At 69.3% G+C, this 19,590-nt stretch carries 16 protein-coding genes; 5 read left to right on the top strand and 11 right to left on the bottom strand.

The window, feature by feature from the left end; all coding sequences use genetic code 11:
* Positions 1 to 75 precede the first annotated feature (75 nt).
* From ABZ911_RS14205 to ABZ911_RS14195, 3 genes are read right to left on the bottom strand one after another with little or no spacing between them, the layout of a single operon-like run.
* Positions 76 to 831 (bottom strand): succinate dehydrogenase/fumarate reductase iron-sulfur subunit, encoded by a 756-nt coding sequence (locus ABZ911_RS14205; RefSeq protein ID WP_358054985.1) that lies wholly within the window; start codon positions 829 to 831, stop codon positions 76 to 78.
* Positions 828 to 2,714, bottom strand: a complete 1,887-nt coding sequence (locus tag ABZ911_RS14200) for a fumarate reductase/succinate dehydrogenase flavoprotein subunit (protein ID WP_358054983.1) — start codon at positions 2,712 to 2,714, stop codon at positions 828 to 830. Before ABZ911_RS14200 ends, ABZ911_RS14205 begins: the two co-directional genes overlap by 4 nt.
* 9 nt (positions 2,715 to 2,723) lie before the next feature.
* Positions 2,724 to 3,509 (bottom strand): hypothetical protein, encoded by a 786-nt coding sequence (locus tag ABZ911_RS14195; RefSeq protein WP_358054981.1) that lies wholly within the window; start codon positions 3,507 to 3,509, stop codon positions 2,724 to 2,726.
* Between the two features lie 536 nt (positions 3,510 to 4,045).
* Here ABZ911_RS14195 and ABZ911_RS14190 point away from each other — a divergent pair.
* Positions 4,046 to 4,231 (top strand): hypothetical protein, encoded by a 186-nt coding sequence (locus ABZ911_RS14190; protein WP_358054979.1) that lies wholly within the window; start codon positions 4,046 to 4,048, stop codon positions 4,229 to 4,231.
* On the opposite strand, the gene ABZ911_RS14185 is transcribed toward ABZ911_RS14190, so the two are convergent.
* The 4 genes from ABZ911_RS14185 to ABZ911_RS14170 form a co-directional block, all read right to left on the bottom strand.
* Positions 4,232 to 4,672 (bottom strand): response regulator, encoded by a 441-nt coding sequence (locus ABZ911_RS14185; protein ID WP_358054977.1) that lies wholly within the window; start codon positions 4,670 to 4,672, stop codon positions 4,232 to 4,234.
* Entirely contained in the window at positions 4,665 to 5,810 is a 1,146-nt protein-coding gene (locus ABZ911_RS14180) for an ATP-binding protein (RefSeq protein ID WP_358054975.1), read from the bottom strand. The genes ABZ911_RS14185 and ABZ911_RS14180 overlap by 8 nt, the downstream gene beginning before the upstream one ends.
* Positions 5,807 to 6,946, bottom strand: coding sequence for a SpoIIE family protein phosphatase (locus ABZ911_RS14175; RefSeq protein WP_358054973.1), 1,140 nt, complete (start codon positions 6,944 to 6,946; stop codon positions 5,807 to 5,809). The genes ABZ911_RS14180 and ABZ911_RS14175 overlap by 4 nt, the downstream gene beginning before the upstream one ends.
* A gap of 71 nt (positions 6,947 to 7,017) precedes the next feature.
* Positions 7,018 to 7,953, bottom strand: coding sequence for a LysR substrate-binding domain-containing protein (locus ABZ911_RS14170; protein ID WP_358055357.1), 936 nt, complete (start codon positions 7,951 to 7,953; stop codon positions 7,018 to 7,020).
* Between the two features lie 188 nt (positions 7,954 to 8,141).
* Here ABZ911_RS14170 and ABZ911_RS14165 point away from each other — a divergent pair, with 188 nt between their 5' ends.
* The 4 genes from ABZ911_RS14165 (at position 8,142) to ABZ911_RS14150 (ending at position 13,140) form a co-directional block, all read left to right on the top strand.
* Complete coding sequence (locus ABZ911_RS14165; protein WP_358054971.1) at positions 8,142 to 8,903, top strand: succinate dehydrogenase cytochrome b subunit; 762 nt, start codon at positions 8,142 to 8,144, stop codon at positions 8,901 to 8,903.
* Complete coding sequence (locus ABZ911_RS14160; protein WP_358054969.1) at positions 8,900 to 10,825, top strand: fumarate reductase/succinate dehydrogenase flavoprotein subunit; 1,926 nt, start codon at positions 8,900 to 8,902, stop codon at positions 10,823 to 10,825. Before ABZ911_RS14165 ends, ABZ911_RS14160 begins: the two co-directional genes overlap by 4 nt.
* Positions 10,825 to 11,559 carry a succinate dehydrogenase/fumarate reductase iron-sulfur subunit gene (locus ABZ911_RS14155; RefSeq protein ID WP_358054967.1) on the top strand — a complete coding sequence of 245 codons (735 nt, stop codon included), beginning with the start codon at positions 10,825 to 10,827 and terminating at the stop codon, positions 11,557 to 11,559. Before ABZ911_RS14160 ends, ABZ911_RS14155 begins: the two co-directional genes overlap by 1 nt.
* 81 nt (positions 11,560 to 11,640) lie before the next feature.
* Positions 11,641 to 13,140, top strand: a complete 1,500-nt coding sequence (locus tag ABZ911_RS14150; protein ID WP_358054965.1) for an ATP-binding protein — start codon at positions 11,641 to 11,643, stop codon at positions 13,138 to 13,140.
* A 55-nt stretch (positions 13,141 to 13,195) separates the two neighbouring features.
* Here ABZ911_RS14150 and narI read toward each other — a convergent pair whose 3' ends face one another.
* From narI to ABZ911_RS14130, 4 genes are read right to left on the bottom strand one after another with little or no spacing between them, the layout of a single operon-like run.
* Positions 13,196 to 13,873 (bottom strand): respiratory nitrate reductase subunit gamma, encoded by a 678-nt coding sequence (narI, locus tag ABZ911_RS14145; protein ID WP_358054963.1) that lies wholly within the window; start codon positions 13,871 to 13,873, stop codon positions 13,196 to 13,198.
* On the bottom strand, positions 13,870 to 14,427 hold the full coding sequence (narJ, locus tag ABZ911_RS14140) for a nitrate reductase molybdenum cofactor assembly chaperone (RefSeq protein ID WP_358054961.1): 558 nt from the start codon (positions 14,425 to 14,427) through the stop codon (positions 13,870 to 13,872). The genes narI and narJ overlap by 4 nt, the downstream gene beginning before the upstream one ends.
* On the bottom strand, positions 14,424 to 16,037 hold the full coding sequence (gene narH / locus ABZ911_RS14135) for a nitrate reductase subunit beta (RefSeq protein ID WP_358054959.1): 1,614 nt from the start codon (positions 16,035 to 16,037) through the stop codon (positions 14,424 to 14,426). The genes narJ and narH overlap by 4 nt, the downstream gene beginning before the upstream one ends.
* Before the next feature lies 1 nt (position 16,038).
* Positions 16,039 to 19,569: a nitrate reductase subunit alpha gene (locus tag ABZ911_RS14130; protein ID WP_358054957.1), complete on the bottom strand. Its 3,531-nt coding sequence runs from the start codon at positions 19,567 to 19,569 to the stop codon at positions 16,039 to 16,041.
* Between the last annotated feature and the right edge of the window lie 21 nt (positions 19,570 to 19,590).

Raw genomic sequence — 19,590 nt, 5'->3', positions numbered from 1 at the left:
GGTCCTAGGCGTAGGGGGCAGGGATGAGCCCCCGAGAGGCCGGTCGTGGGGGGACCGGCCTCTCGGGGGAGGGGATCAGCGGTTCGGGCGGCGGAGGATCTTGTTGCCGAGCCAGACCAGCGGGTCGTACTTGCGGTCGACGACGCGTTCCTTCATCGGGATCAGCGCGTTGTCAGTGATCTTGATGTGCTCGGGGCAGACCTCGGTGCAGCACTTGGTGATGTTGCAGTAGCCCAGCCCGTGCTCCTTCTGCGCGGCCTCCTGGCGGTCGGCCACGTCATAGGGGTGCATGTCCAGCTCGGCGATCCGCATGAGGAAGCGCGGCCCGGCGAACGCGGGCTTGTTCTCCTCGTGGTCGCGGATCACGTGACAGACGTTGTTGCACATGAAGCACTCGATGCACTTGCGGAACTCCTGGGACCGCTCGACGTCGACCTGCTTCATCCGGTACTCGCCCGGCTTCACGTCGGCGGGCGGCGTGAAGGAGGGGATCTCCCGGGCCTTCTGGTAGTTGAACGACACGTCGCACACCAGGTCCTTGATCACCGGGAAGGTGCGCATGGGCGTGACGGTGATCGTCTCGTCCTCGGTGAAGGTGGACATCCGGGTCATACAGCCCAGGCTTGGCTTGCCGTTGATCTCCATGGAGCACGACCCGCACTTGCCGGCCTTGCAGTTCCACCGTACGGCCAGGTCGGGTGTCTGGGTGGCCTGGAGCCTGTGGATGATGTCGAGGACGACCTCGCCCTCGTTCACCTCGACGGTGAAGTCCTCGAGCTTGCCCTCGCCGCCCTCTCCGCGCCAGACCTTGAACTTCGCCTTGTAACTCATGACTGGATCCCGTCGAACTCGGCCATCTCTTCGTCGGTGAGGTACTTCTTCAGCTCGTCCCTGTCGAACAGGGAGATGAGGTCGTCGCGCATCGAGGGCTGAGTCTTCTCCTCGACGCTGATCGACGTGCCGTCCGAGGTCGCGCAGACGAGCAGCTTGCGCCGCCACTCGGGGGACATGGCCGGGTAGTCGTCGCGGGTGTGCCCGCCACGGCTCTCCTGGCGCAGCAGCGCCGCCCTGGCCACGCACTCCGAGACCAGCAGCATGTTGCGCAGGTCGAGGGCGAGGTGCCAGCCGGGGTTGTAGATGCGGCTGCCGGCCGCGCCGACCCGCTGCACCCGCTCCTTGAGCTTCTCCACGACCTCCAGGGCCTCGCCGACCTCCTCCGCCTTGCGGATGATGCCGACCAGCTCGTTCATGGTGCGCTGCAGTTCGTGGTGCACCTCGTAGGGGTTCTCGCCGCTGCGCTCCAGCGGGGCCAGCGCCTCCTCCTTGGCGCTGTCGATCGCGTCCTGGGAGACCTTCGGGCGGGCGCTGAGGCCGTCGATGTAGGTGGCGGCGCCCGCTCCGGCCCTGCGGCCGAAGACCAGCAGGTCGGACAGGGAGTTGCCGCCGAGCCGGTTGGAGCCGTGCATGCCGCCGGACACCTCGCCGGCGGCGAACAGCCCGGGTACGGCCGCGGCCCCGGTGTCGGCGTCCACCTCGACGCCGCCCATGATGTAGTGGCAGGTCGGGCCCACCTGCATGGGCTCGCTGGTGATGTCGACGTCGGCCAGTTCCTTGAACTGGTGGTGCATCGACGGCAGTCGCCTGACGATCTCGGCGGCGGGCAGGCGGGTGGAGACGTCGAGGAAGACGCCGCCCTGCGGCGATCCCCGGCCCGCCTTCACCTCGGCGTTGATCGCGCGGGCCACCTCGTCGCGCGGCAGCAGCTCCGGGGGACGGCGGTTGTTGGCCTGGTCGGTGTACCAGCGGTCGCCCTCCTCCTCGGTGGTGGCGTACTTGTCCTTGAACACCTCGGGGATGTAGTCGAACATGAAGCGCTTGCCCTCGGAGTTGCGCAGCACGCCGCCGTCGCCGCGGACGGACTCGGTGACGAGGATGCCGCGCACGGAGGGCGGCCAGACCATCCCGGTGGGGTGGAACTGGATGAACTCCATGTTGATCAGGTTCGCGCCGGCCAGCAGGGCCAGCGCGTGGCCGTCTCCGGTGTACTCCCAGGAGTTGGAGGTGACCACGTAGGACTTGCCGATGCCGCCGGTGGCCAGCACCACGGCCGGGGCGTCGAACAGGACGAGGTTGCCGGTCTCCCGCCAGTAGCCGAACGCGCCGGAGATGGCGGGCCCGTCCTTGAGCAGGCGGGTGACGGTGCACTCAGCGAAGACCTTGATGAAGGCCTCGTAGTCGCCGTGCGTCTCGTAGTCCTCCTGCTGCAGGGCGACGACGCGCTGCTGGAGGGTGCGGATGAGCTCCAGGCCGGTGCGGTCGCCGACATGGGCGAGCCGGGGGTACTCGTGGCCGCCGAAGTTGCGCTGGCTGATCTTGCCGTCCTTGGTGCGGTCGAACAGCGCGCCCCAGGCCTCCAGCTCCCAGACCCGGTCGGGGGCCTCCTTGGCGTGCAGCTCGGCCATCCGCCAGTTGTTCAGGAACTTGCCGCCGCGCATGGTGTCACGGAAGTGCACCATCCAGTTGTCGTCGCTGTTGACGTTGCCCATCGCGGCGGCGGCGCCGCCTTCGGCCATGACCGTGTGGGCCTTGCCGAACAGCGACTTGCAGACGATGGCGGTGCGCTTACCCTGCTGGCGAGCCTCGATCGCCGCCCGCAGCCCGGCCCCGCCGGCGCCGATGACGACGACGTCGTACTCGTGACGCTCGATTTCCACTGAAGATCCTTATGCGTACGGGAAGAGGATGATGCCCTTGGCGACCAGGCGGACATAGAGGTCCGCGCCCATCACCGAGAACATCGACGCCCAGGCGAGTTGCTGGTGCTTGGCGTTGAGCTTGGAGACGATGGTCCAGGCCTTGTAGCGCACGGGGTGCCGGGAGAAGTGGTTGAGCCGTCCCGCGGTGATGTGCCGGCAGGAGTGGCAGCCCAGCGTGTAGGCGAAGATCAGGACGGCGTTGAGGATCAGGAGCCAGGTGCCGACACCGAGTGGCTTGTGGATGAGGGCCAGGATCGCGTCGTAGGTGAGGACGCCACCGATCACCAGCGCGAGGTAGAAGAAGTAGCGGTGGATGTTCTGGAAGATCAGCGGGAAGCGGGTCTCGCCGGTGTACTTCCCGTGCGGTTCCTGGACCGCGCACGCGGACGGCGACAGCCAGAACGCCCGGTAGTAGGACTTGCGGTAGTAGTAGCAGGTCAGCCGGAAGCCGCCGGGCAGGCCGAGGATCAGCAGGCCGGGCGGCAGGGTGTACCAGTCGCCGAACGGGGTGAGGCCGAGGAAGCGCGCTCCCTCGGTGCAGGACGTCGCCAGACAGGGCGACGAGAACGGGGCGATGTACGGATCGACGAAGTAGGATCCGTCGAAGATCGCCCAAAAACCGTAAACAAGGAATGAGCTGAGCCCCAGGAACGTCAGCAGGGGGGCAAGCCACCAACTGTCCGTACGGAGCGTGCGCACCTTGATCTGCGCGCGTTGTCTCCTGACCTGGTTCTCAGGCGTCGTCTGGGTCATCGCGGACCTCTCCACCTCCCGCGGACCCTGCTCGCCGTGGGGTCCGGGTTCATTTGTGTCGCGCGTGCGGTCGAGTTCAACTACCCGCCGTGGACGTCTCACGCGCCTATCGGTGGAGATACGTTACGCCGATCAACCCTGCCGGGTGTGAGAAGGGTCACCGAGTATTTCCACCCGGGTGTGTGATTGTTGTCACCCCCAGCCTGCCCCTTCTGTGAAATATCCGCATATGTCCATATTCCTCCTGTGGTACGGCACGCATAGCCACCACCCCCTCCCCGCGTCTCAAGGACGTCAACGATTCCTGGAGGTGGAGTGGACGCCGAACAAGAGCGGCGATTCCGCGAGTTCGTCTCGGCTCGGTCCCTGGCGCTCATGCGGCTCGGATACCTGCTCACCGGAGGCGACCAGCACGCCGCCGAAGACCTGGTGCAGACGGCGCTGAGCAAGGCGGTCACCCGCTGGAGCACGATCGACGCGCCCGAGGCGTACGTCCGGCAGGCGATGTACCGCCGGACGTCGCGGGCAACCAGCGGGTGCTGCAGCTGCTCGCCTGGGCCGACGACAACCTCATCGCGCTCGGCTGCGCCGACGTGTGCGACGACGAGTTCCGCAACGGCCTGGTGCTGGTGAGCGTGGACGGCGAGCGCAGCACCCGGCTCTCGCCGAACGTCGCCTCCGACGGCCCCGACGACTGGCACTGGCTGCTGACCCCGCGCTGACTACGCGCCCGTCGGGAGCTTCACCACGGTCACGAAGAAGTCGTCGATCTTCTGCACGATCTTGATGAACTGCGTCAGGTCGACCGGCTTGGTGACGTAGGCGTTGGCGTGCAGGTGATAGCTGCGCAGGATGTCCTCCTCGGCCTCGGAGGTGGTCAGCACGACCACCGGGATCGACCTGAGGCCGGGGTCGGCCTTGACCTCGCTGAGCACCTCCATCCCGTCCATCCTGGGCAGGTTGAGGTCCAGCAGCACCAGGTCGGGCCGCGGCACCCCGGCGTAGCCGCCCTCCTGCCGCAGGAACGCCATCGCCTGCTCGCCGTCGTTGACGACGTGCAGCCGGTTGCGCAGCTTGTTCAGCTCGAAGGCCTCCTGGGTGAGGACGATGTCGGCCTGGTCGTCCTCCACCAGCAGCACCTCTATCGGCCGCAGGTCATTCATCGGTCTCTCCCGTCGCGGGCAGGGTCCAGCGGAAGGTCGTGCCCTGCTCCGCGGAGTCGTCGAGCCACATGGTGCCCCCGTGGTACTCCACGATCTTCCTGCACAGGGCCAGGCCGATGCCCGTGCCCGGATAGACGTCCCGGGGATGCAGCCGCTGGAAGATCAGGAAGATGCGGTCGGCGTACTTCGCCTCGACGCCGATCCCGTTGTCCGAGCAATGGAACTCCCACAGGTCGCCGCTCACCCGCCGCGCGCCGATCTCGATCCTGGGCGGCAGCTCGGAGCGGAACTTCAGCGCGTTGCCGACCAGGTTCTGGAAGAGCTGGGTCAGCAGCACCCGGTTGCCGACCACCTCGGGCAGATCGTCCCAGATGATTTGCGCCTCGGAGTCGGCGATCGGGGCGGAGAGGTTGTCCAGCGCGGCCTGCAGCGCGTCGCCGGAGGCGGTCGGCACCCGTTCCCCGCCCACCCGGCCGACCCTGGAGAAGTCGAGCAGGTCGTTGATCAGCAGCTGCATGCGCTTGGCGCCGTCGACGGCGTAGGCGATGTACTGCTTGGCGCGGTCGTCGAGCTGGTCGCCGTACCGCTGCTCCAGTATCTGGGTGAAGCTGGCCACCTTGCGCAGCGGCTCCTGCAGGTCATGGCTGGCCACGTAGGCGAACTGCTCCAGATCCCCGTTGGACCTGCGCAGCTCCTCACTCTGCTCCTCGGCGGTGCGCCAGGCGGTGACGATGCGCCGCCGCATGGAGTCGACGTGGCTGGACAGCTCCGCCAGCTCGGCCGGCCGGTCGACGTACAGTTTGCGGTCGAAGTCCCCGGCGGCGACCGCGCGCACCTGCTCGGCGAGCTGCTCGATGGGCCGTAGGACGGTGAAGCGGACGATCAGCGCCAGCGCGGCCCCGCCCAGGATCACCACGACGAAGAGCCCGATCAGCGCGATGTTGAGCCGTTCGAGCTGGGCCTGGACCTCGGGGCGCGGCTGCAGCTCCATCGAGGCGGAGATCATCATCCAGGCGATCACGGCGGCGACGACGAAGGTCACGGCGATGACCCCGCCGCCGAACAGGAACCACCGGCCGACGGGCAGCCTGCCGATCCCGCTCGGTTCCCTGGGCGGCGGCAACGGGCGCAGATTCATGGTGCCCTCCTCCTGCTCACCAGGACGACCGCCAGGTCGTCGGTGAGCGAGTCGACGTGGCTGATCAGCCGGTCGAGGTCGATCGAGCCGTGCGCGCGGACCACGCTGAGCAGGCCGTCGGTGCCGAGCAGTTCGGCGCCGCCGACGGTGGCCTCGATCAGGCCGTCGGTGTACAGCATCATCGACCAGTCGTCGCCCAGCGGCACGTCCAGAACGGTCCACTCGACGTCGGGGAAGATGCCCAGGGGCGGGCCCGAGGGCGCGTTCGGCACCAGGTCGGCGACGCCGCCGCGGACCAGCACCGGCGGCGGGTGGCCGACCACCTGCATGGCGGCGCTGCGCAGGTCGGGGGCGATGGTCACGGTGCAGAGCGTGGTGAAGATCTCCGGGGCGTTGCGTTCCAGGCGCAGCAGTTTGTCCAGCGTACGCAGCAGCCGGTCGCCGGACTGGCCGGACAGCACCAGGGTGCGCCAGGCGATGCGCAGGGCCACGCCCAGCGCCGCCTCGTCGGGGCCGTGCCCGCAGACGTCGCCGACCACGATGTGCACCGACCCGTCGGGCGTCTCCACGGTGTCGTAGAAGTCGCCGGCCAGCAGGGTGCGCTCGCGGCCCGGCAGGTAGCGGGTGACGTGGTCGAGCGCGCGGGTGTGCAGCAGGGGGGTGGGCAGCAGGCCGTGTTCCAGGCGGGAGTTCTCCTGGGCCAGCAGGTCGGCCTCGACCAGGCGGCGCTGGGCCAGGTCGGCCCGCTTGCGCTCCATGGCGTACCGGACGGACCTGGCCAGCAGTCGCGCGTCGACGTCCTGCTTGACGAGGTAGTCCTGGGCGCCGGCCTGGACCGCGTCGACGCCCACCTGGACGTCGCGCAGTCCGGTGAGCACCAGGACGGCGGCGTGCGGGGGTGCCAGCTCCAGGACCTGTTCGAGGGCTTCGAGGCCGTGGGCGTCGGGCAGGGACAGGTCGACGAGGACGCACTGCACTTCATCGGTGAGCCGGGTACGCGCCTCGGCGAGACTGCGCGCCCAGATGATCTTCGGGGGTGCCTCGGCTTGCTTGAGGAGTTCTTCGACCAGAAAAGCGTCGCCTGCGTCGTCCTCGATGAGGAGCAGCGTCAGTGTCACCGAAAGCGTCGCCGTCACACACGCCTCTTCGGGGGAGAAGGGTTCTTGGACAATTCTGGCATTGATCGCGGGTGGCAGGGCGACGGATCCTATTGTGCACCAGCGATGAGCTCGACGCCCTGGGGAAGGGTGCCCTCATGGGCCGCCTCGGCCAGGAAGAACAGCAGGGTGGCGCGGAACGCCTGGGCCGCGCGGGTAGGTTCGACGTCCTTGCGGTGGGCCAGCGCCACGGTGCGCCGCAAGCCGGGAGGGGCGAGCGGGGTGCCGGTCAGCCCCGGGCGCCCGTCGAGCACCATCGACGGCACCACGGCCACGCCCAGCCCCGCCTCGACGAATCGCAGCACGGCGTCCATCTCACCGCCCTCGACCGCGAAACGCGGCTCGAACCCGGCCTGGCGGCAGGCGCTCAGCGTCGCCTCGCGCAGGTCGTAGCCGTGCCTGAACATCACCATGGGCCGGCCGCGCAGGTCCTCGATGCGCAGGTGGGCGCGGTGCGGGCGCTCGTGCGAGGGGGAGACGACGACCAGGTTCTCGCGCAGTATCTCCTCGGTGACCAGGGAGGGGTCGTCGCTCTGCAGCGGCATGATGAGCAACGCGAGGTCGAGCTGCCCACGGGCCAGGACGCGGACCAGATCCCGCGAGCCGCCCTCCTCGACCAGCAGCTCGATGCCCGGGTAGTCGCGGTGGAAGCGGGCCAGCGCGTCGGCCAGCAGTCCCGCGCAGAGTGAGGGGGTGGCGCCCAGCCGTACCCTGCCGCGGCGCAGGCCCGCCAGCTCGGCCACCTCCTGGCGGGCGCTGTCGGCGTCCGCCAGCATGCGCCTGGCCAGCGGCAGCAGTGCCTCGCCGGCGGCGGTCAGGGTGACGTTGCCCCGCGCCCTGGACAGCAGCGGCGCGCCCAGCTCGGCCTCCAGCGCCTTGATCTGTTTGCTCAGCGACGGCTGCGCGACGCGCATCCGTTCGGCGGCCTGGGTGAAGTGCCTCGTCTCCGCCACGGCGACGAAGTAGGCGAGCTGCTGGAGCTGCATGGTCTTCATAGCGTACGGCTATCGCCAGAACACGTTTCGTGTGGGTTCGCGGTGTGAGATTGATCGCATCCGAGGTCACGGCTCCGGGCCGCCAGCCGTACGGATGAAGGGGTCATAGCCGTAGGCTATGGAAACCAGATCGGTGATGACTTGGACGGAACCCTGCGGGGTGCCTAGCGTCGGAAGGCGTGACAGCCACGATTGAGCGCGGGTCCGCCACCGCGCCGGTTACCTCCCCCAAGGGTGCTTCATCGAAGCGCCCAACGCCCAAGAAGTCCGGCGGGTTCCTGGGCTCGTCGAACGGCAAGAAGGTCGTGATGGCCGTCACGGGTGCCGTCATGGTCCTCTTCCTCATCGGACACATGGTCGGCAACCTCAAGATCTTCATCGGCCGGGACTCGTTCAACGAGTACGCGCACGCGCTGCGCACCCTGCTGGAGCCGCTCGCGCCGTACCGCACCCTGCTGACCATCGTCGAGGTCGTCCTCGGCGTCTCCGTGGTGCTGCACATCTGGGCCGCGATCTCGCTGTCGCGCCGGGCGCGCAAGGCACGGCCGGTGAAGTACGTCGCCAAGAAGTCGCAGGCCGGCGGCTACGCCACGCACATCATGCGGTACGGCGGCGTCACCATCCTGCTCTTCGTGATCTGGCACCTGCTGGACCTGACCTTCGGTGTGGTCAACCCGAAGGGCTTCGACGCCAGCCCCGCCGACCGGATGGTCGCCGGATTCGACGCCTCGCGCTGGTGGGTCACGCTCATCTACGTGATCGCCGTCGTCATGGTCGGCCTGCACCTGAGGCACGGTGTGTGGAGCGCGTTCCAGACGCTCGGCCTGGCCAACGGCGCCCGCTACAAGGCGCTCAAGGGCACCGCGGCGCTGCTCTCCGCGGTCCTGGTCATCGGCTTCCTCGCGCCGCCCCTCGCCATCACGTTCGGAGTGATCAAGTGAAGTACACCGAGGGCTCGGACATCCGGGACACCAAGGCTCCCGAGGGTCCCATCGAGGAGCGCTGGGAGAAGCGGAAGTTCAACGCCAAGCTGGTCAACCCGGCCAACAAGCGCAAGCTCAACGTCATCGTGGTCGGCACCGGCCTGGCGGGCGGCTCGGCCGCGGCGACGCTCGGCGAGCTCGGCTACAACGTCAAGTCCTTCTGCTACCAGGACACGCCCAGGCGCGCGCACTCCATCGCCGCGCAGGGCGGCATCAACGCCGCGAAGAACTACCGGGGCGACGGCGACTCGATCTACCGGCTGTTCTACGACACGGTGAAGGGCGGCGACTTCCGCGCCCGCGAGTCGAACGTCTACCGCCTCGCCCAGGTGAGCGTGAACATCATCGACCAGGCCGTGGCGCAGGGCGTGCCGTTCGCCCGCGAGTACGGCGGGCTGCTCGACACCCGCTCCTTCGGCGGCGCCCAGGTCTCGCGCACCTTCTACGCCCGCGGCCAGACGGGTCAGCAGCTCCTGCTCGGCGCCTACCAGGCGCTGGAGCGGCAGATCGCGGCCGGGACCGTGGAGATGCACACCCGGCACGAGATGCTCGACCTGATCGTCTCCGACGGCCGGGCGCGCGGGGTCATCGTTCGCGACATGGTGACCGGCGAGATCGAGCGGCACCTGGCCGACGCGGTCGTGCTCGCCTCCGGCGGCTACGGCAACGTGTTCTTCCTGTCCACGAACGCCAAGGGCTGCAACACCACGGCCATCTGGCGGGCGCACGAGCGGGGCGCGTACTTCGCCAACCCCTGCTACACGCAGATCCACCCGACCTGTATCCCGGTCTCCGGCGAGTACCAGTCGAAGCTGACGCTGATGTCGGAGTCGCTGCGCAACGACGGCCGGGTGTGGGTGCCGCTGCGCAAGGGCGACGACCGGTTCCCGGCGGACATCCCCGAGGACGAGCGCGACTACTACCTGGAGCGCATCTACCCGGCCTTCGGCAACCTGGTGCCGCGTGACATCGCCTCGCGCGCCGCCAAGAACGTCTGCGACGAGGGCCGCGGCGTCGGCCCCGGCGGGCTGGGCGTGTACCTCGACTTCCGCGACGCGATCAACCGGCTCGGCCGGGACGCCGTGCAGAAGAAGTACGGCAACCTGTTCGAGATGTACGAGCGGATCACCGGGGAGAACCCCTACGACACGCCGATGCGCATCTACCCCGCCGTGCACTACACGATGGGCGGCCTGTGGGTGGACTACGACCTGCAGTCCACCATCCCCGGCCTGTTCGTGATCGGCGAGGCGAACTTCTCCGACCACGGCGCCAACCGGCTCGGCGCCTCCGCGCTGATGCAGGGCCTGGCCGACGGCTACTTCGTGCTGCCGACGACGATCGGCGACTACCTGGCGAGCGGCCCGTACGGCGAGGTCGACGAGGAGGCCGTCGCCGAGGCCGAGATCAGGGTACGGACGAAGATCGACCGGCTGATGGCGGTCAACGGCACCCGTACGCCCGACTCCTTCCACCGCGAGCTGGGCAAGCTCATGTGGGACTACTGCGGCATGGAGCGTACCGAGGAGTCGCTGCGCAAGGCGCTGGAGCGGATCCCCGAGCTGCGCGAGGAGTTCTGGAACAACGTCAAGGTCTCCGGTACCGCCGAGGAGCTGAACCAGGTGCTGGAGAAGGCCGGCCGCGTCGCCGACTTCTTCGACCTGGCCGAGCTGATGTGCCTGGACGCGCTGATCCGCACCGAGTCGTGCGGCGGCCACTTCCGCGCCGAGTCGCAGGACGCCGACGGCGAGGCGCTGCGCGACGACGAGCACTTCGCGCACGTGTCGGCCTGGGAGTACTCGCCGGAGGGCGAGCCCGTGCTGCACAAGGAACCGCTCGAGTACGACTACGTCAAGATGACCCAGCGGAGCTACAAGTAATGGACCTCACTCTCAAGGTCTGGCGCCAGCACGGCCCCTCAGACTCCGGACGTATGGTGACTTATCAGGCTAAGGATGTGTCGCCTGACATGTCCTTCCTGGAGATGCTCGACGTCGTGAACGAGCAGCTCATCCTGAGTGGCGACGACCCGATCGCGTTCGACCACGACTGCCGCGAGGGCATCTGCGGCATGTGCGGCATGGTCATCAACGGCGTCGCGCACGGCGAGCAGGTCGCCACCACGACCTGCCAGCTGCACATGCGCCACTTCGAGGACGGCGCCACCATCACCATCGAGCCGTGGCGCGCCGCGCCGTTCCCGGTGGTGAAGGACCTGGTGGTGGACCGCTCGGCGTTCGACCGCATCATCCAGGCCGGCGGCTTCGTCTCCGTACCCGCCGGATCCGCGCCCGACGCGCACAGTGTGCCGGTCCGCAAGGAGGACGCCGACGACGCCTTCGACGCGGCCACCTGCATCGGCTGCGGCGCCTGCGTGGCGGCCTGCCCGAACGGCTCGGCCTCCCTCTTCACCGCCGCCAAGATCACCCACCTGAGCCTGCTCCCGCAGGGCCAGCCCGAGCGGCTCACCCGGGCCAAGGCGATGGTGGACCAGATGGACGCCGAGGGCTTCGGCGGCTGCACCAACACCGGCGAGTGCACCGCGGTCTGCCCCAAGGGCATCCCCCTGGACACGATCGCCCGCATGAACGCCGACTACCTGAAGGCCAACTAGCTCGGCCCACGCGAGCCGTGCCGTCAACGAGGGCACGGCTCTCTTTTGTATGCTTGGAAACATACAAAAGAGGTGACAGCTATGCGCAAGCCGGATCGGGTGCTGGCCAGGGACGAGGAGTGGTCGGCGCTCACGCAGTTCCTCGGCCACCACGACGACCACCTGCGGCTGGGTGTGGTGTCCGGGCGCCGCAGGGTGGGCAAGAGCTACCTTCTGCGGGCGCTGGCCGAGGCGAGCGGAGGGCTCTACGTCACCGCTGTCGCCGAGGAGAGTGTGGTCGCGGCCCGGCGGCGGTTCGCGGGGGAGATCGCCAGGTATGCGGGGATCGGTCCTGATCTTCTTGGGGACGCGGATTGGGAGTCCCTGCTGACCACGGCGATCGACCTGACCATCCGGAGCTCCGGGCCGCAGGGCCTGCTGGTCATCGACGAGCTGCCGTACTGGATGGCGCACTCGCCCGAGCTTCCCGGCCTCCTCCAACTGCTCTACGACAGGTCGCAGGCCGGGCAGGGGCACGCGGGCGGGCGCGTCATCGTGTGCGGTTCGGCGATGTCGGTGATGGACCACCTGCTGTCCGGGGCCAAGGCGTTGCGCGGCCGTGCGGCGATAGACCTCCGCCTGCGGCCGTTCGATCTGGCCACGACCGCCCGGCACTGGGGAGTCGACGACGCGGCCACCGCGCTGCGCCTGCACGCCATCCTCGGCGGCTCGCCGGGATACCGAAGCCTGGCCAACATCGCGCCACCACGCACGACGGCGGAACTGGACGCCTGGGTGGCCGGTACGGTCCTCGACCCGCGACAGGCGCTCTTCTCGGCGAGCGAGGCGGAGTACCTGCTACGGGAAGATCCCAAGTTCACCGGCAGCGCGCTGCACTACTCCATCCTCAACGCGGTGGCGGCCGGCGCGACCAGCCCCGCCAAGATCGGTGGCCTGCTGGAGCAGGGCAGGGCGTCGCTGACTCGGCCCATCGAGGCGCTGGTGAGCGCGGGCTACCTGCGACATGAGTCCGACCCCCTGTGGGAGCGGCGGCCGGTGATCACCATCGCGGACCCCATCATCCGGTTCCACAACCTCGTCACCGTCCCGCAGCGCGACCTCGTCGCCACCGAGCAGCGGGCGCAGGCGTGGGAACGGGCACGGCCGACGTTCACCTCGCGCATCCTCGGACCGCACTTCGAGGAGTGCGCCAGGGACTGGCTGCGCGCACACCCGGACCCCGCCATCCGCGGCCACGCCGGGCTGGTCAGCGCGACGGTCGTCAACGACAGCAAAGGGCAGGCCAAGCACGAGATCGACGTCATCGCGCTGGACAGGAGGTCCGGCCGGGCCGGGGTCAGCCTGATAGGGGAGGCCAAGGCCACGCTGACCAGGAGGACCACGGCGGATCTCGATCGGTTGGACCGCCTGAAGGATCTTCTGGCGCAGCACGGTCACGACACTTCGCCGACCGTGCTGGCCGTCTTCTCGACGGAGGGCTTCCACCCCGACCTGATCGCCACGGCCCGCCGCCGCGGGGACGTCCTCCTGGTCGACCTGCCCACGCTGCTGGGCGCGGGTGATCCAGTGGTTCGTCCTTGAACGCTACTCCTGCCAGCCGGCCGCCTCATAGGCGCCGATCCTCTCGCAGCCGGGGTCAGTCGCGGCTGCGGTAGACGATGTACGGCCGGAAGAGGTAGCCGATCGGCGCGGAGAAGGCGTGCACCAGGCGGGTGAACGGGAAGAGGGCGAACAGCAGCATGCCGATGACGGCGTGCAGCTTGAACGTCCAGTCGGCCCGCGTCATGGCCACGGCGTCGGGCTGCAGCACGAAGACGCCGCGGAACCACGGCGAGACGGTCTGCCGGTAGTCGGTGCCGGGGCTCACCGTGCTGTACACGGTGGTGACCAGCCCGGCGACGATGGCGGCGACCAGCACGACGTACATCAGCTTGTCGTTGCGGGTGGTGGCCATGAAGACGGGGCCGGTGGTGCGTCTGCGGTAGATCAGCAGCGCGATCCCGGCGAGCGTGCAGAACCCGGCGATACCGCCGACGATCAGCGCGTTGACGTGGTACAGCGAGTCGGAGACGCCGACCGCGGCGGTCCAGCTCTCGGGGATCAGCAGCCCGACGACATGCCCGAGGATCACGAACAGCAGGCCGAAGTGGAACAGCGGGCTGCCGATCCGCAGCATCCTGCTCTCGTAGAGCTGCGAGGAGCGCGTCGTCCAGCCGAACCTGTCGTACTTGTAGCGCCAGATCAGCCCGCCGACCAGGATCACCAGCGTGAGGTACGGCAGGACCACCCACAGGGCGACCTCGGCCCAGGTCATCGGTACACCCCCACGGACTCGGCGGGCGGCCCCTGCCGCGCCAGCAGCAGCGCGGCGGCCCGCTCCGCGTCGGTGACCGGCGGCAGCGTCGCCGCCACCGTGTCGACCAGCAGCCCGTACGGCGACCGCCGCTCGTGCAGCGCCGTCCGCAGCAGCTCCAGCCCGGCCCGATGCTCGCGCAGGATCTCCTCGCCCGCCGGATCGAGCGCCGCGAACTCCAGCACCACCGGCAGGTAGTCGGGCAGCTCGTCCTCGCACAGCTCCCACCCGGCCGCCCGGTAGCGCGCCTTCAGCGCCGTCAGCGACTCGCCCCGGCGCCGGGTGTCGCCGTCGCTGTAGTAGGTCAGGTAGAGGCAGCACCGGCGCCGCAGGTCGAACGTCTCCACGTAGTGGGCGGCGAGTTCGCCGGCCCCGAGCCGGTCGATCTCGCGCAGGAAGTCGGCGTAGTGCCGTCCGGCGGCGGCGCGGATCATCGGCAGCCGCTGCCGGAAGTGCTCGTCAGGGTAGGCGAGCAGGTGCGCGGCGGCCTGCCGTACGACGGCGTGGGCGCTCATTCGCCCTCTCCTTTCTTTGGTGGGAACAGCTTCTCCGGGGCGCCCTTGCCGTCCCAGTTGAGGAGGTTCACCCGGTCGTGGGAGACCTCGTCGCCGCGCTGGCGCTGCTTGAGGCCATGGAAGGACTCGATGGACACCGGCACCGGGCGGCCCGAGGTCTCGCCGAACGGGCCCTGCATGCCGGGGCCGCCGTCGTAGTCGAGGCTGCAGCCGACCTCCTCGACCGCGCCCGGCACGACCCCGGCGGCGGTGGGGATCACGTAGCGCTCGTCGTACTTGGCCAGGGCGAGCAGGCGGTACATGGCGTGCATCTCCTGCTCGGTCAGCCCGACGTCGGCCAGCACCGGCTCCTCGCCGAGGTTGACCGCCCGCATGTAGGAGCGCATCGCGGCGAGCCGCCGCAGCGAGACCCGCACCGGCACCGGGTCTCCGGCGGTGAACAGCTCGGCCAGGTACTCGATGGGGATGCGCAGCGACTCGATCGCGCCGAACAGGTTGCCCGCGTCCTCGCCGTCGTGCCCGCCGACCGCCAGCGCGTCCACGATCGGCGACAGCGGCGGGACGTACCAGACCATCGGCAGCGTGCGGAACTCCGGATGCAGCGGCAGCGCGACCCGGTAGCGCGCGATCAGGTCGTAGACCGGCGACCTGCGGGCCGCCTCGATCCAGTCGGCGGGCAGCCCGGAGGCGGCCACGGCCGGATCGTCGGGGTCGACGAACAGGGTGAGCTGCGCCTCGTACAGACTCCGCTCGTCGGCGGTGGCGGCCACCTCGCCCACCCGGTCGGCGTCGTAGAGCATGACGCCCAGGTAGCGCAGCCGCCCCACGCACGTCTCCGAGCACACCGTCGGCAGCCCGACCTCGACCCTCGGATAGCAGAACGTGCACTTCTCGGCCTTGCCGGTCTTGTGGTTGAAGTACACCTTCTTGTACGGGCACCCGGTCACGCACATCCGCCACCCGCGGCACCGGTCCTGGTCGACCAGGACGATCCCGTCCTCCTCCCGCTTGTACATCGCGCCGGATGGGCAGGAGGCGACGCACGACGGGTTCAGGCAGTGCTCGCAGATGCGCGGCAGGTAGAACATGAACGCCTGCTCGAACTCGAACTTGACCTTGTCCCCGATCCGCTGCACGATCGGGTCGGCCGAGGCGAGCGCGGGGCCGCCGCCCAGGTCGTCGTCCCAGTTGGCGCTCCACCGCACGCTCGTCGGCTCGCCGGTCAGCAGCGAGCGCGGCCTGGCCACCGGGACGTCGTCGGACAGCGGCGACCTGATGAGCGTCTCGTAGTCGTAGGTCCACGGCTCGTAGTAGTCCTGCATGGACGGCATGACCGGGTTGGCGAAGATGGTCAGCAGCTTCTTCAGCCGCCCGCCCGCCTTGAGCCTGAGCCGTCCCCTCCGGTCCAGCTCCCAGCCGCCGCGCCAGCGTTCCTGGTCCTCGTAGCGGCGCGGGTAGCCCTGGCCGGGGCGGGTCTCGACGTTGTTGAACCAGACGTACTCCATGCCCGCCCGGTTGGTCCAGGTCTGTTTGCAGGTGACCGAGCACGTATGGCAGCCGATGCACTTGTCCAGGTTCATCACCATGGCGATCTGGGCCATCACCCGCATGTCAGTACTCCACATCCTGAGACCTGCGACGGATCACGGTGATCTCGTCGCGCTGGTTGCCGGTGGGGCCGAGGTAGTTGAAGCCGTAGCAGAGCTGGGCGTAGCCGCCGATCATATGGGTGGGCTTGATCAGCACCCTGGTCAGCGAGTTGTGGATGCCGCCGCGCCGCCCGTTCGCCTCCGACTTGGGCACGTCGATGACCCGTTCCTGGGCGTGGTACATGAACACGGTTCCCTGCGGCATCCGGTGGGAGACCACGGCCCGCGCCACGACCACGCCGTTGCGGTTGGTCGCCTCGATCCAGTCGTTGTCGGCCGCGCCGATCCGCTCGGCGTCCTGGACGGACATCCAGATCGTCGGGCCGCCCCGGGACAGCGTCAGCATCAGCAGGTTGTCCTGGTACTCCGAGTGGATCGACCACTTGGAGTGCGGCGTCAGGTAGCGCACCACGAGCCCGTCGCCGTGCTCGGCGCCGAACAGGGCCAGGATGTCCAGCGGCGGGCGGTAGACCGGCAGGGCCTCGCCGTACTCGTGCATCCAGTCGTGGTCCAGGAAGAAGTGCATGCGGCCGGTGAGCGTGTGCCACGGCTTGCTGTGCTCGACGTTGATGGTGAAGGGGGAGTAGCGGCGGTCGTGCGACTCCTTGCCGGACCATTCCGGGCTGGCGGCCACGTGCTGCGGCCGGGCCTGGGTGTCGGCGAAGACGACCCGGTGGTCGCCGTGCATGAGCTCGGACATGTCCTGCCCGGTGCGCTCGGCCAGCTCGGCGAACCCCTGGACGGCCAGCCGCCCGTTCGTGGTGCCGGACAGCGCCAGGATGGCCTCGCAGCACTTGGCGTCGGTGTCCAGCAGCGGCCGGCCCCTGGCCGCACCGTTGGCGGCCACGCCGTTGCGCTGCCCCAGCCACGCCACCTCGCGCTCAGGCCGGAACGTCAGCCCCTTGACCGGCAGCCCCGCCTTCTCCGCCAGCGGCCCGAGCGCCGCCAGCTTGTCCGCCACGGCCCCGTAGTCCCGCTCCACCACCACCAGGTTCGGCACCACGTCCCCGGGCGCCCGCCCCCCTGGCTGCGCCGTCTCCCCGGGCGTGTCGTGCTGGTACGGCACGCACACCACGTCCTTCCGCACCCCGAGATGCTCCCCCGCCATCTCGCTGAAGGCCCGCGCGATGGCGTGGAACGCCGAGAAGTCGGTCCTGGACTCCCACGGCGGATTGATCGCCGGCGAGAACGCGTGCACGAACGGGTGCATGTCGGTCGAGGACAGGTCGTGCTTCTCGTACCAGGTGGCGGCCGGCAGCACGATGTCGGAGAACAGCGTCGTGGAGGTCATCCGGAAGTCCAGCGACAGCAGCAGGTCCACCTTGCCGCGCGGCGCCCGCTCGTCGGGGTTCGGCAGGCTGGAGTCGGCGCCGAGCAGGTGGTGCAGGAAGTACTCGTTGCCCTTGGCCGAGGAGCCCAGCAGGTTCGACCGCCAGATGGTGAGCACCCTCGGCCAGTTGCGCGGGTCGTCGGGGTCGTCGGCGGCGTGGCGCAGCCGTCCCGCCCGCAGCTCCTCGCGCGTGTAGGCCACCGGGTCCTCGGCCTCGCCCAGCTCCAGCGGGTTGCGGTCGAAGGCGGGCGCCATCGGCATCCAGCCGCTGCGGACCGCCTGGGACACCAGGTCGGCGGTGTGCGCGCCGTTGAACGTGCCGGGGCCGAGCGGCGAGCAGAGCTCCCCGGCGTCGAAGCGGTCGTAGCGCCACTGGTCGGTGTGCAGGTACCAGAACGGCGTGCCCGGGGTCTGCCTCGGCGGCCTCGACCAGTCGAGCGCGCCCGCGAGCTGCGCCCAGCCGGTGAACGTCCGGCACTTCTCCTGCCCCACGTAGTGCGCCCAGCCACCGCCGTTGACGCCCTGGCAGCCGGTGAGCAGCAGCAGCGACAGGAACGCGCGGTACATCGTGTCGCCGTGGAACCACTGGGTGGTCCCGGCGCCCAGCACGATCATGCACCGGCCGCGGGTCTTCTCCGCGGTCTCCGCCATCTCCCTGACGATCTTCACGGCCCGCTGCGCGGGGACCGAGGTGATCGGCTCCTGCCAGGCGGGCGTGTTCGGCTGCGTCGCGTCGTCGTAGCCGGTGGGCCAGACGCCGGGCAGGCCGGGGCGGGGCACGCCGTACTGGGCGAGCATGAGGTCGAAGACGGTGGTGACCAGGTGGTCGCCGACGCGCCTGACCGGGACGCCGCGGCGCATCTCGCCGGGGCCCTGGTCGAAGCGGGGCAGGTCGACCTCCACCGCGTCCTCGCCGTACACCGACAGGGCCGGGGTGTGGTCCAGGTCGAGGTTCCAGCGGCCCTTGCCGGAGGCGGTCCAGCGGAAGCCGACCGAGCCGTTGGGCACGAAGGGCTCGCCGTCCTCCGTCGCCATCACGGTCTTCCAGGCCGCGCCCTCCCCGGTGTCGCCGAGGTCGGCGGCGGTGAGGAACTTGTCGGGCACGTGGACGCCGTCCCGTTCGCGCAGGCGGACCAGGAAGGGCAGATCGGTGAAGCGCCTGACATAGTCGGTGAAGTAGGGGACCTGGCGGTCGACGAAGAACTCCTTGAGCAGCACATGGCCCATCGCCATGGCCAGCGCGCCGTCGGTGCCCGGGTTGATGGCCAGCCACTCGTCGGCGAACTTGGTCGCGTCGCTGTAGTCGGGGCTGACCACGACGACCTTCTGCCCCCGGTAGCGCGCCTCGGCCATCCAGTGCGCGTCCGGCGTGCGGGTGACGGGCACGTTCGCGCCCCACAGCACCAGGTACGCGGCGTCCCACCAGTCGGCCGACTCCGGCACGTCGGTCTGGTCGCCGAAGACCTGCGGCGAGGCCACCGGCAGGTCGGCGTACCAGTCGTAGAACGACAGCATGGTGCCGCCGATCAGGGAGACGAAGCGGGAGCCGATCGCGTGCGAGACCATCGACATCGCCGGGATGGGGGAGAACCCGGCGATCCGGTCGGGGCCGTAGGCGCTGATCGTGTGAACGTGGGCGGCGGCGATCAGCTCGGTGGCCAGGTCCCAGGTGACGCGGACCAGGCCGCCCTTGCCCCGGGCGGACTGGTAGGCGCGTCGCTTGTCGGGGTCTGTAGTGATCTCGGCCCAGGCTTCGACGGGGTTGAGGCCGCGGCGGCGGGCCTCGCCGTACATCTCGACCAGCAGGCCGCGGGCGTACGGGTAGCGGACGCGGGTCGGCGAGTAGGTGTACCAGGAGAAGGCCGCGCCCCGGGGGCAGCCGCGCGGCTCGTACTCGGGCCGGTCGGGGCCGACGCTCGGGTAGTCGGTCTGCTGGGTCTCCCAGGTGATGATCCCGTCCTTGACGTACACCTTCCACGAGCACGAGCCGGTGCAGTTCACGCCGTGGGTCGAACGGACGACCTTCACATGACTCCACCGGTCGCGGTAGAACGCGTCCCCCTCGCGCCCGCCGCGCAGATGAATCGTCCGCAGATCATCGCTGGTGGGCGACCTGCGAAAGAACCGTCCGGTACGCAGCAGAAGATCCTCCGCCTGTGTCATGACCCCAGTTCATCACACACA

This window comes from Nonomuraea sp. NPDC046570 (assembly GCF_040645915.1).
In the GTDB taxonomy this organism is placed as follows: domain Bacteria; phylum Actinomycetota; class Actinomycetes; order Streptosporangiales; family Streptosporangiaceae; genus Nonomuraea.
The sequence above is the reverse complement of the archived record's forward strand: the minus strand, read 5'-3'. Positions and strand labels throughout refer to the sequence as shown.